The sequence below is a fragment of the Bacillus sp. FSL K6-1366 genome (assembly GCF_037976695.1).
In the GTDB taxonomy this organism is placed as follows: domain Bacteria; phylum Bacillota; class Bacilli; order Bacillales; family Bacillaceae; genus Bacillus; species Bacillus subtilis.
Window position 1 is genome coordinate 1,750,564 of record NZ_CP150268.1, and the last position, 17,067, is coordinate 1,767,630.

Consider the following 17,067-nt stretch of genomic DNA (forward strand, 5'->3'; position numbering starts at 1 on the left):
AGATGTAGTTTGCACAGACTGAACGAAAATATGTATTTTTTTGAGAGGAGTGCCAAAAACGTATGAACATGACATTGCGTCTTGCTGAACATAGAGACTTGGAGGCTGTTGTGGCGATTTATAATTCAACGATTGCTTCTCGAATGGTAACAGCCGATACCGAACCGGTAACTCCTGAAGACCGGATGGAATGGTTTTCGGGACATACAGAGTCACGTCCGCTCTATGTGGCCGAGGATGAAAACGGAAACGTCGCTGCCTGGATCAGCTTTGAAACATTTTATGGAAGGCCAGCCTATAATAAAACAGCGGAGGTCAGCATATACATTGACGAAGCATGCCGCGGCAAAGGTGTTGGATCATATTTGCTTCAAGAAGCGCTCCGCATTGCCCCGAATCTTGGCATCCGCTCACTTATGGCCTTCATTTTCGGGCATAATAAACCAAGCCTGAAGCTGTTTGAAAAGCACGGGTTTGCAGAATGGGGACTATTCCCCGGCATCGCCGAAATGGACGGGAAAAGATACGATTTAAAAATTTTAGGGAGAGAGCTTTCATGATTAGTCTGGATAAAGATGAAAACGAAATTGAACATCATAATGAAGAAAATAGCCTCGCTGAACAGGAGACTGCACCTGTTGAACAGGAGACCCGCCAGCTGAGCGCCTCTGCTGTCAAGTCGCTATCCGACATTGCCAAGTGGGGCAAAATTTCTGGCATCTTGTTAATCATTATGGGATCGCTTGTCACTCTGTCTGTTTTGATGACAGTGATTGGCGCCATCCCGGGCGTGCTGCTCATTATATCAGGCGTATTTTTGATGCGCTCAGCAAAAGCAGCCGCGGAAGCCGAAGGAAATCTAGCCGGCAGCGCTGGCGAAAGCATGCTTGAAAATTACGGGACATTTATAAAAATGCAGCTGTTTTATGCAGCATCCAGTATCGTTACTGTCCTGATCGGGATCATTGTAGCCATTTTCGTGCTGGTGGTAATCGGCATTGCTGCTTTTGAGAACACGCCTTCGTATGAAGATCCGGATTCCTATTATTATGAGGATGATCCGGTGTTTGAATAATGATGAGACAGGACAGGGCATGCGTTCCATATAAACGGAACCATGCCTATTTTATTTGACTATTCAAAGCAGGCCGGCGTAAACACCAAATCCTGAAGCAAGCATACAATAGACATCTCTAGTAGTGGAAATCAACAAAGCAACGCTGTTACCCAGAAATGAATATCAAAAAAACGGATGAAGTCGGAATCAATCCGAAACCGCACTTTTTATTTCGGGTGTCTGCATGCAAAAAAACACACCCGGATCGTCTGGAAAATCCCAGAAATCCGGGTGCATCTCTTCTTTAATACATTTTTTTGCGTCTGTCTTCCTCAGTCAAAAATTCAACAAAACTCCGCATCGCAAAAGGCTCTTCCTTTATTTGTCGTGCGTAGGAGCTTTTCCGCTCTTCTGAAAGGATTTCGCTCTTTTTGATCCTGTTCAGCATATAGATGTGAACCGTTTTTTGGATTTGTTTATGCTGATAGCCTGCCTCTTTAAAAAATGCGAGCCCGAGCGCCGCCAAAATAGCGAATATGCCTGCGCTGATCAGGGACTCCCTGTCAGCTGAAGCATGAAATAGAAAAGCAGCTAAATTAAAGAGAGAGAATGCAGCAAGCGGAATAGCAAGAAAACGGTAAATGACGGTTTTTTTCATGAAAGGCTGTACGGCCTTTTGAATTTTTTGCATTTCTGTTTTGATGAACCCCGGCATTTGTTCGACTCTGTAAAAGTTCATATAATCCTCCCCCTTTATTTGATGTTTCAAGCTTCACGAACGTTATCATATGTGTTTATTTTAACGCAGGTGCAAGCTGGTTTTAAAGAAATCTGCCCGTATTTTTCACGAAGAATCTGGATCGCCGCTCTTTATTCTTTTAAAATGTGAGTGTTATAATTTGTAATGGGAATCAGATCACTGTTATTCATGGAATACTAATGGCAATCTTCTTGATAAATATGAATGAGCGGGGTTACAAAGTGAGTATTTCTTCCATCCTTTTATCACTTTTTTTCATTTTAAATATTCTTTTGGCCATCATTGTCATCTTCAAAGAACGGCGCGATGCCAGTGCATCTTGGGCGTGGCTGCTTGTTCTTTTCTTTATTCCCGTTTTAGGCTTTATTTTATACTTATTATTCGGCCATAATCTCAGACGCAAGCATTTGTTTCAATGGGAAGACCGGAAAAAGATTGGAATTGAAAGGCTGCTGAAGCATCAGCTTGAAGATTTAGAAACCAAGCAATTTCAGTTTAACAACCGGGCAACCTTTGATAACAAAGATTTAATTTATATGCTGATTATGAATAACCATGCTGTGTTTACAGAGGATAATTCAGTTGACGTCATTACAGATGGACGGGATAAATTTCAGCGGCTGCTGAGTGACATTTCAAAGGCTAAGGATCATATCCATTTACAGTATTATATTTATAAAGGCGATGAATTAGGCAAAAAATTGCGGGACGCTCTCATCCAAAAGGCGAAAGAAGGTGTTCAGGTCAGAGTGCTTTATGATGAACTCGGGTCCAGAACGCTGAGAAAAAAGTTTTTTAAAGAGCTTCGCGAGGCTGGCGGGCATGTGGAGGTCTTTTTCCCGTCAAAGCTCAGGCCGATTAACCTGCGGCTGAATTACCGGAACCATCGAAAGCTTGTGATCATAGACGGTATGACCGGTTATGTCGGAGGCTTTAACGTCGGAGATGAGTATCTAGGGCTTAATCCGAAATTCGGTTATTGGCGGGATACGCATATCCGGCTGCAAGGAACGGCCGTGCACGCCATCCAAACACGGTTCATCCTTGACTGGAACCAAGCTTCTCATCACCATACGCTGACATATATTCCAAATCACTTTCCTGATTACGGCCCAAAAGGCAACGTCGGGATGCAGATTGTCACAAGCGGCCCTGATTCGGAATGGGAACAAATTAAAAATGGCTACATCAAAATGATTTCGAACGCCAAGCGTTCCATTTTGATACAAACACCTTATTTTATCCCAGATGCAAGCCTGCTGGATGCTTTAAGGATCGCTTGCCTTTCGGGCATTGACGTTAACATTATGATTCCGAACAAGCCCGATCATGCCTTTGTATACTGGGCAACACTTTCGTATATCGGCGATCTGCTGAAAGCCGGAGCCACTGTCTATATTTACGATAACGGCTTTATTCACGCGAAAACCATCGTGGTGGATGACGAAATCGCTTCAGTCGGCACAGCGAACATTGATGTCCGAAGCTTCAGGCTGAATTTTGAGGTTAATGCATTTATATACGATATCACCATTGCTAAAAAACTGGTTTCAACTTTTAAAGAAGATTTGCTAGTATCCAGAAAATTCACCTATGAGGAGTATCTGCAGCGCCCGTTGTGGATTCGAATAAAAGAATCCGTCTCGCGGCTGTTGTCGCCGATCTTATAAGATGTGCAAACCCCCGGCCTTTACGGCCGGGGGTTTTCCTGATGGTCACAGTAAATGATGATCGCCTCCCGCAAAAAAGCGGCAAGACCTTCTCCATATTGATTGATTGAATCGGTAAATCGCTCGTCAGTGATATACACTTCCCCGAGTCCTCTGAAAATGTCGAGTGTGCAATCGTAATGATATTGGCAAATATGATCGCGAAATGCCCCCACTGCGGCCTGAACCTCTGCATCATCGGGCCCATGCTTCATTCGCGCCGCAATTCGTCTGTAAATCGAATCAAATTCAGCCATGATCGTGCGCCAATCATCTGCCGAGTATGCAGATGTCCTTTTCTCTGTTTCTTCTGCGATTTCCTTACCATACAGCTTTCTGACTTCGTCAGCGTATGTCTGCTGATGCTCTTCAATGTCTTTCATGCTTAATCCGGCAAATAAATCCCTCTTATTCATCGTTTCCCCTCCATCAACGGACAAAAGCGTCCTGTCAATTGTTTGAATCATCTCATCCATTCTTTGTTTTTTCTTCATCAATATCTCCTTTTGCGACTGAAGTGCCGCTTTCCGGTCAAAATTCGGATGATCCAGCATCTCCTTAATCTCATCCAGACGAAACCCGATTTCCTTGAAAAATAAAATCTGCTGCAGTCTTTCCAGGTCTGCGTCACTGTACAAACGATACCCAGCATCAGTAAGCGCTGAAGGATTCAGAAGCTCAATATTGTCATAGTGATGGAGCGTCCGAATGCTAACACCTGATATCTCCGCCACTTGTTTAACTTGATATTTCATACATAACACCTCCTCTTTTTTATCGTAAACAATCACGCAACGTTAGGGTCAATCCCCAAAATGTTATTTTCTATATACAAAACTTCTCACAAATAGTGTATAAAAGAAAAGTGAGTATTTTTTTGTAAAGGGGAGCCAGTATACATGAATCCTGAAACAATGAACAAAACCCTCATCAGCATTTCGAAATGGGGAAAAGCTACAGGCATTTTATTTATTATTATGGGCGCAATTACCGCGCTTTCAGGCGCGTTCTTTTTTCTAATCGGTGCCGTGCCAGGCGTACTGCAAATTATTTCCGGTATCTTTTTGATGAGGTCAGCTAGGGAAGCAGGCCAAATGGCTGAACACAATAGCGGACAGTCTGAAGACTTAATGCTGGAGAATTACGCGAAATTCGTAAAGATGCAAGGGATTTATTTGATCGTAAGCATTGCTGTATCCATTCTTGCGATTATCGCCTTCTTCATCTTTTTAATGCTTGGGATTGCTGACGGCCTTTTCAGCGATACGTACAGCACTTATTAATGAGAAAAACCCGGAGCTGGCTCCGGGTTTTTTATTATTCCGCTTCGCTTACCACTGTGAAGCGTTCATTTTTGTGTTCGGGATGTTCAAGCTCGTCCAACACGGCAATGGCATAATCTGCATAGCTGATATAGCTGTCGCCTTTTGCATTTACGATGACATTGTCTTTTCCTTTTTGGTAAGAGCCAGTCCGTTTTCCTGCCGGATCAAAAAATGCCGCAGGACTGAGGAACGTCCAGGAAATGGAGTCTGTCTGCTGCAAATCTTTCAGGTTCTCGCCTTGATTTGATGCAGTTGGCAAATATTCTTTCGGAAATTCCGGCGTATCCATTAAACGGGTTGTTTTGGCTTCATCAACAAACAGGCTTCCCGCTCCTCCAACAACAAGCAATCTTGTGCGCTTCGCGTCCTTTAAGATGTTGATGAGTGCTCTTCCTGCTTCAACATGAAGATGTTCCTGGCCGGGTGCTGCTCCAAAAGCGTTTACGACTGCGTCGAAAGGCTTGATGTCTTCCGCAGTCAGTTCAAACACATCTTTTTCCAAAACCGCTACGTCCTGCCCCTGCACTTTTGAAGCGTTTCTGACGATGGCTGTCACTTCATGGCCTCTTGTTTTCGCTTCTTTCAAAATCTCGTTTCCCGCTTTCCCGGTTGCGCCGATAATACCAATTTTCATTTTTCATTTCCTCCTTATTTGTAACAATTTTAGTTACATGTTAGCGGTGAGAAGTCATCCCTTTTGATTAAAAGAGATGATTCATAACATCTTTTAATGACTTGCTTGCCAGTTCATTTTCCATCGCTCTTTGCACACTTTCAAACGTTTCATCCAGAGCGTTCTGAATTTTTTTCCCTACCGGACATTTCGGATTCGGGTTTTCATGAACCGCAAAGAGTTCTTCTTGCTTTTGGACAGCCCGGTACACTTCTAAAAGAGAAATATCAGCAGGATCTTTTTTGAGGCTTGCACCCGGCACCCCGGCGCGTGATGTGAGAATATCAGCTTTTTTCAGCAGGCTGATCATTCTTCGCACAACTACCGGATTCGTGTTGACACTGTCTGCAATGATTTCTGAAGATGTTTTTTCATCCATCGAGATGAGGGATAAAATATGAATGGCAACAGCAAGACGGCTGTTAATCATGTTTTTTCACCACCGTTGTAACTATAATAGTTACATTTGATTCGTTTGTCAACATCTAATATACACTAAATACACGGGTTTTGTGCACCGTTTTTAGTCAATAGAACGGCCGGATGCACTCCGGCCGCGTCTTATCAGAATAAGAAATATCTTTGTCCAAGTGGGACATAATCGACAGGCTGGCAAGACAATTCCTCCCCGTCAGCAAAGACCTGATAGGTTTTTGGATCAATCTCAATCTTCGGCAAAGCCGAATTCAGCTTCATATCCAGTTTGCTCAGCTTTCTGATATTTTTGACTGGAGAAATCCTTTTTTCCAGCCCTAAGCTTTCCGCCACACCACGCTCTATGCTTGCCTGAGACATAAATGTAATCGAGGTTGAACGGTTGGCTTTTCCGTAAGACGCATACATTTGGCGCATGAAAACCGGTTCAGGAGTCGGGATGGACGCGTTCGGATCTCCCATTTGCGCACGTGCAATCATGCCGCCCTTTAAGACCAGTTCCGGTTTTACGCCGAAAAATACCGGGTCCCACAGAACGAGATCAGCAAGCTTCCCTTTTTCCACCGAGCCGACCTCATGGCTGAGCCCGTGCGTAATTGCCGGATTAATCGTGTATTTGGCAATGTACCGTTTTGCGCGTACATTGTCATTTCCGTTTTCGCCGGCAAGAGCGCCGCGCTGTTTTTTCATTTTATCGGCTACCTGCCATGTTCGGATGATCACTTCACCGACCCGCCCCATCGCTTGGGAATCCGATGATGTCATGCTGATCGCACCGATATCATGGAGAATATCCTCCGCGGCAATCGTCGCAGCCCTGATTCTGGAATGGCTGAACGCCACATCTTCAGGCACTTTCGCATCTAAATGGTGGCAGACCATCATCATGTCAAGATGCTCATCCATCGTATTAACGGTATAAGGAATGGTTGGCGTTGTAGATGACGGCAGAATGTTCGCGTAAGAGGCGAGCTTCATAATATCCGGGGCATGGCCGCCGCCTGCACCTTCAATGTGATAAGTATGAATGACCCGGTCCCCGATTGCGTCGAGCGTGTTTTCCAAAAAGCCCGCTTCGTTAATCGTATCAGTATGGATGGCAACTTGAATATCAGTCTCGTCCACGACTTCCATACACGTTTTAATGGCGCTTGGCGTCGTGCCCCAGTCTTCATGAAGCTTAAGGCCGATGGCGCCTGCTTCCACCTGCTCGATCAGCGGCGCTTTATCGGATGCATTCCCTTTCCCTAAGAAGCCGACATTGATCGGAAACTCCTCGGCCGCTTCCAGCATCCTTGCCATATACCACGCGCCGGATGTACATGTTGTCGCTTTGCTTCCTGTAGCGGGTCCTGTTCCGCCTCCCAAAAGGGTTGTCACACCTGAAGAAAGCGCAACTTCCATCTGCTGAGGACAAATAAAATGAATGTGCGTGTCCACTCCCCCGGCTGTTAAAATTTTGCCTTCACCGGAAATCACCTCTGTCCCCGCTCCTATGACCATGTGCGGATCGACTCCATCCATGATATCAGGATTTCCGCTTTTTCCGACACCGACAATCCGGCCGTCTTTCACACCGACATCCGCTTTGACAATGCCTGTGTAATCCAATAGCACGACGTTGGTGATAACCAAATCCAAAGCGCCGTCCTTCCCTGTGATTCTGCCGTTTTGGCCCATGCCGTCGCGGATAGTTTTTCCGCCGCCAAAGATCATTTCTTCACCATATACTGTGAAATCCCTTTCGACTTCGATCCATAAATCCGTGTCGCCCAATCTGATTTTATCGCCCGTTGTCGGGCCAAACAGCTCCGCATATTCCTCCCGTGACATTTTCATCGGATTACACCCTCCATCCAGCCGGCTTGTTTTAAGTTGGCCAACGTTTTTTCTTTGCCGCGTTCATCGATAAACGTGTCGGCCATTCCGTTCAGCCCTCTAATTGTCTTGCGTCCTCTGATTTCCACTAGTGAGACCGTTTTCTGCTCTCCAGGCTCAAAACGGACCGACGTGCCTGATGGAACATCAAGACGCATGCCGATCGCCAGCTCACGGTCAAATAATAAAGCCCCGTTGGCCTCCGCAAAATGAAAATGCGAACCGACTTGAATGGAGCGTGATCCGGTGTTTTTTACCGTTACCTCCCGTATCTCACGCCCTTCATTAATCGTAATGGTTCCCTCAGCAATTTGAAATGCTCCCGGCTTCATGACTTCACCTCCGCAGAAATTGGCTGATGTACCGTAACAAGCTTTACTCCATCCGGAAATGTGGCCTCCACCTGAATGCTGTCAAGCATCTCAGGCACCCCCTCCATCACATCTTTTTCCGTTAATACATGGCGGCCGGCTTCCATCAGCTCTGCTACTCCCTTCCCATCACGTGCGCCTTCCATAATAAAGCAGGTGATATAAGCAGCAGCCTCAGGATAGTTCAGCAGAACGCCCCGCGCCTTTCGCTGTTTGGCTAATTCCCCCGCTGCAAAAATGAGCAATTTTTCTTGTTCAACCGGTGTCAGTTTCATCTGTAGTCCTCCTTCTTTTGTCATATAAAGCAGATGCGGCTACTACGAATTTGCGGAACAGTCAGGCGGGACATCACCTCCCTTTCTTCGAGAATGGGGGTCATACGGAAAGATGCCTTTCAAAGCGGCATGCCGTTTCTTCATCAGCCTTGCCATGGTCAACAACCGTTCCCCTGTCGATTACAGAAAGATAGTCAGCACAGATTAACGCGTTTTCCAGACTGCGCTCGACTAAGATAACAAATGTCTTTTTTTCTGGAAATTTCTATAATAACTTGTCTGACTAGTTCGACAATTAAAATCTGAATTCCTTCCAATTGTTTATTAAGTAAAATATTTTTCAGATTTACCATCAGCGCTCTGGCGATTGCAAGCTGCTGCTGTTGGCCGCCTTTTCGCTTTGAACAAACGTTTGATTAAAATAAATAGCCCCCCTGTTTAGCCGGAAGCAGGCCTATGGAGTGGATGGCCGACTCCATTTCGGCCTAATACAGCGACAATCTGCCCCGGGCGAAGCTAAGGCTGTGCAAAACCATCGATTGATCATAACCAGACGTTATATTCCTGATGGCAGCCCGTTGTTTTGCTCCGCAACCGGAAGCATGGCATGGAGTCCAGTCTGAGGCGCCGTCCTCCACGATACCGAGAACCCGACTATTGCCATTAACTCCGCATCATGGACGGTCAATTCGCTGATCGCCACCGTTCCTCTTAACGAGTGAAGAAATCCGGCCCTCATTGAACGAATCCCCGCTTGTGTCGATATCAACTGTTTTTTCGCACTCCCGTTGCTTCCGACACTTTCTTCGGTGCAGTACATTCCGTCATCAAAACCCCTTTGTTTGATTTCTTCAAATGATGTTATAAAAGTTTACAACTTATGTCATTATTATATAGAAGAGGCCTATTAATTCAAAGAATATTTAAAAAATTTAGTTACATTGACCAAATCAGCTTCTTTTTTTGTTATATTTATTCACATCAGAAAAAGCGAACAAAAAAAGACAAGAAACATTTCGTTTCCTGCCTCTTCCGTACGATTAATCTTTATCTGAAAATTTATCCTTGGCTTTCCCGATATCCTTTTGGATTTCGCCTTTTGCCTTATCTTTTTTGCCTTCAGCCTGCATGTCCGTTTTGTCAGCCATATCTCCGACTTTATCCTTCACTTCTCCTTTGGCTTTATTGAAGCCGCCCTTCATTTTGTCTTTTACACTATCGTTACCCATGTTAATTCTCCCCTCTCAATTATGTGTGTACTTGTTACCTTCCCGATCTGAGAGGCAATAAACATTCTAATGTTATTTATCGATTTCGTAGCGCTCTCCGTAACGGAGCACCTTGTATATCGCCAGCCCGTCTGATGACTTTTTCTCCGAATATCGGACCGGCAGCAGGGCAAAAAACACATAATACGTAGAAAAATAGACAAACTGATAGAAAAACACATTCGGCTTTAATACACTGTGTATAATCAGCAGATTGATTGCAAAAATCGTGATGAGGTTAAACAAGCAGCCCCCTGCATACACGAGTGCATTTGAGAATCGATTGTCAATTTTCAACTCCCCGTACCGGCAAAAAGAATCGATAAAATAAATCGTTCTGAACCGTATGGGTCCAATTTTAAGCAGCGTTTTTCCCATGCCTATATCCAACGATCCCTTTCCGCCAAAAATAAAAGCCATAAAGCTGTGCCCTGAAACATGTATAATCTGTACAAGCGGCAGAACAATGAGGAAAGACCACAGAAACTTCACCATATCATTAAAACCAAACATTGAATTCCCCCTCACATGCATATCTGCATCCCAAAACGGCTTTTGTTCAAAAAACAGTGCTGTAGCGATTTTTCCTGTTCTCCCCGGAAATAAACGTTCCGATGCTCCCCTTTTTTTGCATAAAAAAAACCATCTGCCAGCAGATGGTTTTGTCTCATACTTCATATAAACAATCGTTCCTTTGAATCATCTCTCTCATGCTGACCGCTTTTTCATAAAAATACACCGCTTCTTTATATTGTTCGCGATGACTGAAATAAGAGGCAGCATCTAAAGCAAATTCTTCAATATATACATACAGGCCCTTTTCTTCCATATAATCAAATACTTCTTGAATCATATTCAAATTGACAGATTCCACATATAATGCCTGCAGAAATTTATATTTTGCCAGACTGAAGAAGTCGTTTCGTTTTTGGGCAATGGCAATCCCTTTTTCATAGTACCGTATCGCGGCTTCGCTATCTTGTTTTTTGAAAAGAACGCGAGTCAGGCTGAAGAGCGCTTTTGGAAGCTGTTCCAGCTGATAATCCTCGAAGACAGGAAGCGCTTTTTCAAAGTATTCGGCGGCCTGATCCAGCTCCCCCTTGTCATCATAGCAATTACCAATATTATAAAGGGCTGATCCGATCAAACGGGGCTGTCCTTCCAATAAAGCAAGGCGATACGCGTCATCTAAATGTTCAAGCGCTTTTTCATAATTTCTGTAGTCAATGTAGTTTCCTGATATGACGAAATGGCATTGAATTCTTCTGACTCTGTAAAAATCGTGAGCCTTATACGTCTCCAGCGCCTGTACAGCATGGTTCATGGAAAAGTGCGTCTGCTTCATAATATAAAAGACTTCCGCCACTTTAAAATGAAATTCCGCTCTTTCAATTTCATCTTCTACAAACGCAAGCATCTTCTCAGCTTTCCGATAAAAGGATATAGCCGAGATGTAATTGTTCTGTTCAAATTCGTACATTCCTCTAAACAAGTGAAAATAATACTCAGATAATCCGGAGATGCTGTCCTGATTGCTTTCCAGCGTTTTGATCAATTCACGATATTGAAGCTGAGATTCCTCGTGCAGGTCAGGCTTTACATAATCCAGCATAATTTGGTGCCGGTAGCTGATCAGCTGATAATACAGGAGAAGCAGCTGATCCTCTTCCATCTGTTCGATATCTAGATCAATTTCTTCTTTCAGCTTTACGGCATCAGCCACTTGAAATGCTAAAATGTGCTTATACCACTTATTGATTTTCACTCCTACTTGAGATGACGGGATCTCGTACGCGGCCATGCCCCTCCAACCCTTTCTATTTTCTAATTGGTTATATTTTATCATAATGTATGGCTTTGGAATTAAATTTTCTTACAATGATTCCTTCTTTATGCCTATCCTTATATATTTCGGTTTTTCTACGTATTTTTTGCACTCGGATTCTAATAAAAAAGCTTACCGGACAGTGCCGATAAGCTTTTGACTTCAAATTAACCGCCAATATAAGACATTTCCACTTTCTTTTTGCCAGATGCTTTTGATAGCGTACGATCGACTGAATACTGATCGATCCGATTTTTCCATACTGTCCCGATCATTTCTGATAGTTCGTCATCACTTAATTCCTGGCGAACCGGAGCTCTGAGGTCAAATCCGCTTGAAGCGAATAAGCAGGTAAACAGCTCTCCTCTCGCAGAAAGACGGGCTCTGTTGCAAGATCCGCAGAATGCATCAGATACAGATGATATGACGCCAATTTCTCCGGAGCCGTCCAAGTAGCGGAATCTGGAAGCCACTTCGCCTATATAATTAGGCGCTATCGGCTCAACCGGCATGTGTTTATTGATCAAATCTATGATTTCCGCCTTTGTCATGACGTCTTTCTTTTCCCATTGGTTGGTGTTGCCTACGTCCATAAATTCAATGAATCTCAGGATATGCCCTTTTTCTTTAAAATAACGGGCCATAGGCAGTATATCTTTTTCATTGACGCCTTTTTGAACGACCATATTGATTTTAACACCGAGCCCCGCTTGCTTCGCCGCTTCAATGCCTTCCAGCACCTTGCTGACAGAAACACCGCGCCCGTTTATCTTCTTAAAACGCTCGTCTTCTAAAGAATCAAGGCTGATCGTAACCCTTTTCAGCCCAGCCTCCTTGAGCCTCTTAGCATAAACAGGCAGCAGTGATCCGTTTGTCGTCATCGCGATGTCACGAATACCCGGTATGCGGGTCAGTTTTTTGATTAATTCCGGCATATCCTTTCTCATGAGGGGCTCTCCGCCGGTCAAGCGGATTTTTTCAACGCCAAATCTTGTGACAAACAATGTCGCAAGCCGTTCCAGCTCCTCAAATGAAAGCAGCTCCTCTTTCTTTAAAAAAGGATAATCCGGGCCGAATAATTCGGCGGGCATACAGTACGTGCATCGGAAGTTGCAGCGGTCTGTAACAGAAATGCGAAGGTCTCTCAGCGGTCTGTTTCTTTTATCCAACATCTGACGCGACTCTGTAATCATAGCTACAGCCCCTTCCTACTCCCTGATTCTCTCAGGGTGTGTATATACATTAAATGATCCGTTTCTGACAAATCCAATCGCTGTGATATTCAATTCTTCAGCCATTTGAATCGCAAGCTCCGTCGGGGCCGATTTGGAAATGACAATCGACACGCCGATTTTGGCCGCTTTTAACAGGACCTCTGATGAGATTCTGCCGCTGAACACAATCAGTTTGTCGCGTACGGACATCCCGTTTAGAAGGCAGTGTCCGTATAGTTTATCAAGTGCGTTGTGCCGACCGATATCGGTGCGCATCAACAGAAGCTTCTCTGTGTCGCAAAGCGCCGCATTATGGACGCCTCCCGTATCCTGAAACGTCCCGCTCCCTTGCTGCATGTCTTTCATAAGCGCCAGACATGCCTCAGGCGATATCTTGATTTGGCTGACAGCCGTCTTGGCTGTTTTGACATCCTGCTGAAAATAAAAATGACGGCCCTTTCCGCAGCATGAGCCGATCACCCGTTTCGTATAATCCTTTTGATCCAATGTCTCAGGGTGAACGAGGTCGACATATACAAAACCGAGACTTTCATCTATTGTAAACCTTTTAATTTCTTTTTGAAATCGTATAACACCCTCTGATGCGAGAAATCCGATGACAAGCTCTTCGATATGCTCAGGCGTACAAACGAGCGTCACAAATTCACTGCCATTCAGTATTACTGTCAAAGGGAATTCCGTCACCATCCGGTCTTCTACTTTGCTTATTTCCCCTTGTTCATAGCGCCATACATCCCTGACCGCAGTTACTTTATCGTTCAATGTCTCTTCCCCTCCGCAATGTTCCTGCCTTTATATTTTTTCACACTCCTCGGATTTTGTCGAATTCTGAGACACAAAAAGAGCCCTCTATATAAAGGACTCTATGTTTGATTATGCTGATTCTTTTTCAGAACCGTAAACAGCACAATAGCTGCGATCAAGGTGAGAATGCTGACAAAAAAGAAGGCTGCCAGTTTTAGAAGAACACCAAGCAATATGAATGCAACGGTGGCTATAAGAAAAATCATTCCGAATAATTTCATATGTTCAACCCCTTTTTAGGGTATGATTCCCGCCCAAATTGTTTTTAAACCAATAAAAAAAGGCGCCTGGGGGAGCGCCTGATCTTTAGGTTCCTTACTCAGTAAATTTTTGTGCTTCTTTTTCCCAAGCCTGTTCGAACTCATCCGCACTGTTCGCTGAAATATATTCTCCACCGCCAGCGACAGCTGCTTGTTTCATCTCTTCATTACCCTTGACATCAAAGTTGAAGCCAATGATGTTTACAATCGTATCCACATTTGATGCACGGAGCTTTTCGATTTCTGCCGCAGGGTCTCCGCCGCACGTTTCTTCACCGTCAGTGATTAAATACACCACGTTTTTCCCGTCTGCGTCAAATGCTTCAAATTCTTTTCTTGTGTCTGCAAGTGCTTTGGCAATCGGTGTCCATCCAGTCGGCTTGAGCTCACTCAATGAATTGTCAAACAGAGACCCTTCATATGGATGAAGGCCGTAAATGGTTTCCGTCGTACTGCACGAAAGGGCTTTACCGGACAGTTTATTGTTCCCTGCATGCCCGAAAACGCGAAGCATAAGATTTGTATCCTTCGGAAGAAGTTCGGCAAAAGATTTTACTGATTTTTTGGCAATGTCTATTTTGCGCTCTCCTCCTGTTTTTTGAACCATGCTTCCGCTTCCGTCAAACAAAACAGCTACATTTGTATCAGCCTGTTTCTCAGCGGCAAAAGACGGGGAGGCAATGGAAACAGTCAACAATCCAATGATACCGGCAGCCAGCAATTTTTTCATATGATTACTTCCTTTCTTTTTCATATTTTCCAACTATATGTTGGATTCTTCTTTATGCTAGAATACGAAAATGCAAAAAGATATAGGACATGCTGCCTTTTGTGCTGCTTTCACGATCTGTCCAAAATCGCTTGAAATGCCGTTCATTTTTAGCCATTTCCGCCCAGAAAGCATAAACAGCTTGTGTGATCATTCATTCTTTTTTCGCCTTGATTATGACAGAAAAACGGAAATCTGCTACTATGCTACAGGCAGACAGCTAATTAGTTTTGAAGTTTTTGTTACATACAAAAAGAGGCTGACCATCACCAGCCTCTTTTTTCTTATTTAGATAACATTAGTGATTGCTGAGTGAAAATTTTCTCAACATCTTTTTGGGTATAAGCCGGGAAGTATTCACCGCCGCCTACTTTCGCAATTGCGTTCAGCTGGCCTTTGTATCCCTCTTTATAATCAAAGCCGATCACATTAACAGTGATATTGTCTTTTTGCAGTTCCTTTGCGGTTTTAATCGGGTTTCCTCCGCACGTTTCCTCACCGTCTGTCAACAGATACACCACTTTTTCCCCTTTTGCATCAAGCTGGTCAAAAGAAGATTTCGCCTCGTTCAGCGCTTTGGCAATTGGCGTCCAGCCAGTAGGCCCAATTGTATTGAGAGAATTGAGGAAGCTTTGCTCGTTAAAGCTTTGGAAGCCGTATACGTTGCGAATGGCTTCGCATGACTGAACTTTTCCGGAATTTTTATTATTTCCTTCAGAGCCAAACACGCTCATTTTCACCTGAGTTCCTTCTGGCAGTGAGCTCGCAAACTTTGAAATTTCTTTTTTGGCTGAATTAAATTTAGATACACCGTCTATTCTTTTCGCCATACTTCCGCTGGCATCAAGCAAGACCGCCACGTTCGCCGGCGCTTTAGCCTCCGTTTCTGTCTTTTCAGCTGCAAAAGCAGGTGAAGTTAATCCAAATAGCAATCCTGTCATCATGATCAGTGAAAATCTTTTCTTCATGTTCGTACCCCTTTACCAATTTGTTTCTGCGTGCAGATGTTCAACGCTGAACATAATCTATCGTAATCAACAAAAACCGAGAAATAAATAGGGCGGGCTTCCCCATTGCTGTTGTTTACTTTTGCATAGAAACCTATGTTTTTATTAGTGATTTCCACCTAACGCCCCTATGAAAAGAGAAGATTGTCCGCCTTTCGGCTTTCGTTATATGAGTCTGTCGAAGTCTGTCGACAAATGTGGATGACTTTACCACAATCTCAAAGCCTGAAATCAGGAAAAAAGGACTGATCCTTAAAGACGGTCAGAAGCTCCTCTAAACCGTTTCAGCTGCTCTTAGATAAAAGATATTCAGGAACAGAAAAAGACGCCCAATGAGCGTCTTTTTCTACTTTTTCGCCATATATTTATTCAAAAACGAATCTGCCTCAGAAATTTGTGTGCCTTGGTAATAATACTTTACAATGTCATCAACCGTTTTGCCTTCTTTCGCCATAAAATTCGCTCCGTATTGGCTCATCCCCACACCGTGGCCAAATCCTCTCGTCGTGACTGTAATTGTGTCTCCATTTCGCTTCCATTCAAAATCTGCGGAGTTGAGACCCAGCTTTTCACGTATGTCTCTTCCTTTCAGCGTCTTGCCGTTAATGACGGCAGTTGCAACCTGGTGGCCCGGTGTCTCGCCGGTAATCTTCCCTACTGCGCTAGATCCATCCAGCTTGACGCCAAGCTTTTGCTGAAATTCTGCCGCTGTAAAGGTTTTCGTTGCCTTATATTTCGGAGACTTTTTATCCCATGGGCTTTTGACGCTTTTTAAATATGGGATAGCACTTGTCCAATATGCTTCTGCATTCTCTGTGTAGCCGTTGCTTGTGGAGAAAAAGGAGGCTTCAATCGGCTGGTTGTTGTACGTTAAGATTTTGCCTTGCGTACTGGCTACCGCAGCTGTGATTTTCTTCAGTTTTGTCTCATAGCTTGTGCCCCACTGTTTTTTCAGCTCCGCTTTGTTTTTATACACCTGGAACATCTGTGTATCATCCACCAGTGAGCCTTTAGGAGCCTCAACCGCTGAATTTGACACCATCAGTCTGACAATAAATGTTCTGGCGGCGAGGGCCTGGGCTTTCAGTGCTTCAGATTCAAAGGTTGCCGGCATTTCGGAGGCGACGACTCCAATCACATACTCTTCAAGCGGAATGTCTTCTACGGATTGATTTGCGGTTCGATAGACGGGAATAGAAACAGGTGAAGCTTTCAATGTTTCTGCTCCTTTCGATGCTGGTTTCGTGCTGACTGCTGTCTTTTCTGATTCTACGCTGGCCCCCGCTTCCTTATTATGCTGGAATGGTATAACCAAGAGTGTGGGAACCAAGAGAATCAATGCACATAGTACGGATAGTGTGATTGCGAATTGTTTCATATTCAGCTGCCTCCTGCTCGGGATTCGACTCTAGTCTA

General features: G+C 44.2%; 24 protein-coding genes. 5 read left to right on the plus strand and 19 right to left on the minus strand.

The features are described 5' to 3' along the window. The first annotated feature begins 68 nt into the window (after positions 1 to 68). The 3 genes from MHI44_RS09140 to MHI44_RS09150 all read left to right on the plus strand — a co-directional run bounded on the left by MHI44_RS09140 (position 69) and on the right by MHI44_RS09150 (position 1,365). Positions 69 to 560: a GNAT family N-acetyltransferase gene (locus tag MHI44_RS09140; RefSeq protein ID WP_010886629.1), complete on the plus strand. Its 492-nt coding sequence runs from the start codon at positions 69 to 71 to the stop codon at positions 558 to 560. Next, positions 557 to 1,075 carry a DUF5362 family protein gene (locus tag MHI44_RS09145; protein WP_015251027.1) on the plus strand — a complete coding sequence of 173 codons (519 nt, stop codon included), beginning with the start codon at positions 557 to 559 and terminating at the stop codon, positions 1,073 to 1,075. The genes MHI44_RS09140 and MHI44_RS09145 overlap by 4 nt, the downstream gene beginning before the upstream one ends. A gap of 158 nt (positions 1,076 to 1,233) precedes the next feature. Further along, entirely contained in the window at positions 1,234 to 1,365 is a 132-nt protein-coding gene (locus tag MHI44_RS09150; protein WP_032678712.1) for a hypothetical protein, read from the plus strand. On the opposite strand, the gene MHI44_RS09155 is transcribed toward MHI44_RS09150, so the two are convergent. After that, positions 1,362 to 1,796, minus strand: a complete 435-nt coding sequence (locus tag MHI44_RS09155) for a YwnF family protein (protein ID WP_015251026.1) — start codon at positions 1,794 to 1,796, stop codon at positions 1,362 to 1,364. The genes MHI44_RS09150 and MHI44_RS09155 overlap by 4 nt on opposite strands. A gap of 242 nt (positions 1,797 to 2,038) precedes the next feature. Between MHI44_RS09155 and cls the strand changes: the two genes are divergently transcribed. After that, complete coding sequence (gene cls / locus MHI44_RS09160; RefSeq protein WP_003243311.1) at positions 2,039 to 3,487, plus strand: cardiolipin synthase; 1,449 nt, start codon at positions 2,039 to 2,041, stop codon at positions 3,485 to 3,487. Positions 3,488 to 3,507: 20 nt separating this feature from the next. Here the strand turns inward: cls and mta are convergent, their stop codons facing one another. Beyond that, complete coding sequence (gene mta, locus MHI44_RS09165; protein ID WP_015483809.1) at positions 3,508 to 4,281, minus strand: transcriptional activator Mta; 774 nt, start codon at positions 4,279 to 4,281, stop codon at positions 3,508 to 3,510. A gap of 144 nt (positions 4,282 to 4,425) precedes the next feature. On the opposite strand from mta, the gene MHI44_RS09170 reads away from it, so the two are divergent. Continuing rightward, the gene (locus MHI44_RS09170; protein WP_003227738.1) at positions 4,426 to 4,809 is read left to right on the plus strand and encodes a DUF5362 family protein; all 384 of its coding nucleotides are present in this window, start codon (positions 4,426 to 4,428) and stop codon (positions 4,807 to 4,809) included. 34 nt (positions 4,810 to 4,843) lie between these two features. On the opposite strand, the gene MHI44_RS09175 is transcribed toward MHI44_RS09170, so the two are convergent. From MHI44_RS09175 to spoIID, 17 genes are all read right to left on the minus strand, one after another. After that, positions 4,844 to 5,485, minus strand: coding sequence for an NAD(P)-dependent oxidoreductase (locus MHI44_RS09175; RefSeq protein ID WP_339203362.1), 642 nt, complete (start codon positions 5,483 to 5,485; stop codon positions 4,844 to 4,846). A 67-nt stretch (positions 5,486 to 5,552) separates the two neighbouring features. After that, positions 5,553 to 5,954, minus strand: a complete 402-nt coding sequence (locus MHI44_RS09180) for an Rrf2 family transcriptional regulator (protein ID WP_003227734.1) — start codon at positions 5,952 to 5,954, stop codon at positions 5,553 to 5,555. Positions 5,955 to 6,088: 134 nt separating this feature from the next. Continuing rightward, positions 6,089 to 7,798 (minus strand): urease subunit alpha, encoded by a 1,710-nt coding sequence (gene ureC / locus MHI44_RS09185; RefSeq protein ID WP_015714862.1) that lies wholly within the window; start codon positions 7,796 to 7,798, stop codon positions 6,089 to 6,091. Beyond that, a complete protein-coding gene (ureB, locus tag MHI44_RS09190) occupies positions 7,795 to 8,169 on the minus strand; it encodes an urease subunit beta (protein ID WP_003227726.1) in 375 nt (124 codons plus the stop codon). Before ureB ends, ureC begins: the two co-directional genes overlap by 4 nt. Continuing rightward, entirely contained in the window at positions 8,166 to 8,483 is a 318-nt protein-coding gene (gene ureA, locus MHI44_RS09195; RefSeq protein WP_003227724.1) for an urease subunit gamma, read from the minus strand. Before ureA ends, ureB begins: the two co-directional genes overlap by 4 nt. Positions 8,484 to 8,677: 194 nt before the next feature. Further along, the gene (locus MHI44_RS09200) at positions 8,678 to 8,836 is read right to left on the minus strand and encodes a hypothetical protein (protein WP_120363539.1); all 159 of its coding nucleotides are present in this window, start codon (positions 8,834 to 8,836) and stop codon (positions 8,678 to 8,680) included. Positions 8,837 to 9,039: 203 nt separating this feature from the next. Further along, positions 9,040 to 9,303 carry an ABC transporter gene (locus tag MHI44_RS09205; RefSeq protein WP_231573524.1) on the minus strand — a complete coding sequence of 88 codons (264 nt, stop codon included), beginning with the start codon at positions 9,301 to 9,303 and terminating at the stop codon, positions 9,040 to 9,042. Between the two features lie 220 nt (positions 9,304 to 9,523). Beyond that, complete coding sequence (csbD, locus tag MHI44_RS09210) at positions 9,524 to 9,712, minus strand: stress response protein CsbD (protein ID WP_015251021.1); 189 nt, start codon at positions 9,710 to 9,712, stop codon at positions 9,524 to 9,526. Between the two features lie 72 nt (positions 9,713 to 9,784). Next, positions 9,785 to 10,264: a hypothetical protein gene (locus MHI44_RS09215; protein ID WP_003244390.1), complete on the minus strand. Its 480-nt coding sequence runs from the start codon at positions 10,262 to 10,264 to the stop codon at positions 9,785 to 9,787. 154 nt (positions 10,265 to 10,418) lie between these two features. Further along, positions 10,419 to 11,552 carry a response regulator aspartate phosphatase RapB gene (gene rapB, locus MHI44_RS09220; RefSeq protein WP_003227715.1) on the minus strand — a complete coding sequence of 378 codons (1,134 nt, stop codon included), beginning with the start codon at positions 11,550 to 11,552 and terminating at the stop codon, positions 10,419 to 10,421. A 191-nt stretch (positions 11,553 to 11,743) separates the two neighbouring features. Continuing rightward, complete coding sequence (gene moaA, locus MHI44_RS09225; protein WP_043940213.1) at positions 11,744 to 12,769, minus strand: GTP 3',8-cyclase MoaA; 1,026 nt, start codon at positions 12,767 to 12,769, stop codon at positions 11,744 to 11,746. A 15-nt stretch (positions 12,770 to 12,784) separates the two neighbouring features. Beyond that, positions 12,785 to 13,573 carry a formate dehydrogenase accessory sulfurtransferase FdhD gene (gene fdhD / locus MHI44_RS09230; RefSeq protein WP_003227709.1) on the minus strand — a complete coding sequence of 263 codons (789 nt, stop codon included), beginning with the start codon at positions 13,571 to 13,573 and terminating at the stop codon, positions 12,785 to 12,787. Between the two features lie 101 nt (positions 13,574 to 13,674). After that, positions 13,675 to 13,836 (minus strand): hypothetical protein, encoded by a 162-nt coding sequence (locus MHI44_RS09235; RefSeq protein WP_003227706.1) that lies wholly within the window; start codon positions 13,834 to 13,836, stop codon positions 13,675 to 13,677. Positions 13,837 to 13,930: 94 nt separating this feature from the next. Beyond that, entirely contained in the window at positions 13,931 to 14,605 is a 675-nt protein-coding gene (locus tag MHI44_RS09240; RefSeq protein WP_003243553.1) for a VWA domain-containing protein, read from the minus strand. A 52-nt stretch (positions 14,606 to 14,657) separates the two neighbouring features. Continuing rightward, entirely contained in the window at positions 14,658 to 14,798 is a 141-nt protein-coding gene (locus MHI44_RS09245) for a hypothetical protein (RefSeq protein WP_003227702.1), read from the minus strand. A 130-nt stretch (positions 14,799 to 14,928) separates the two neighbouring features. After that, positions 14,929 to 15,612 (minus strand): VWA domain-containing protein, encoded by a 684-nt coding sequence (locus MHI44_RS09250; RefSeq protein ID WP_003227700.1) that lies wholly within the window; start codon positions 15,610 to 15,612, stop codon positions 14,929 to 14,931. A gap of 385 nt (positions 15,613 to 15,997) precedes the next feature. Beyond that, positions 15,998 to 17,029 carry a stage II sporulation protein D gene (spoIID, locus tag MHI44_RS09255; RefSeq protein WP_029318715.1) on the minus strand — a complete coding sequence of 344 codons (1,032 nt, stop codon included), beginning with the start codon at positions 17,027 to 17,029 and terminating at the stop codon, positions 15,998 to 16,000. Positions 17,030 to 17,067: the final 38 nt, after the last annotated feature.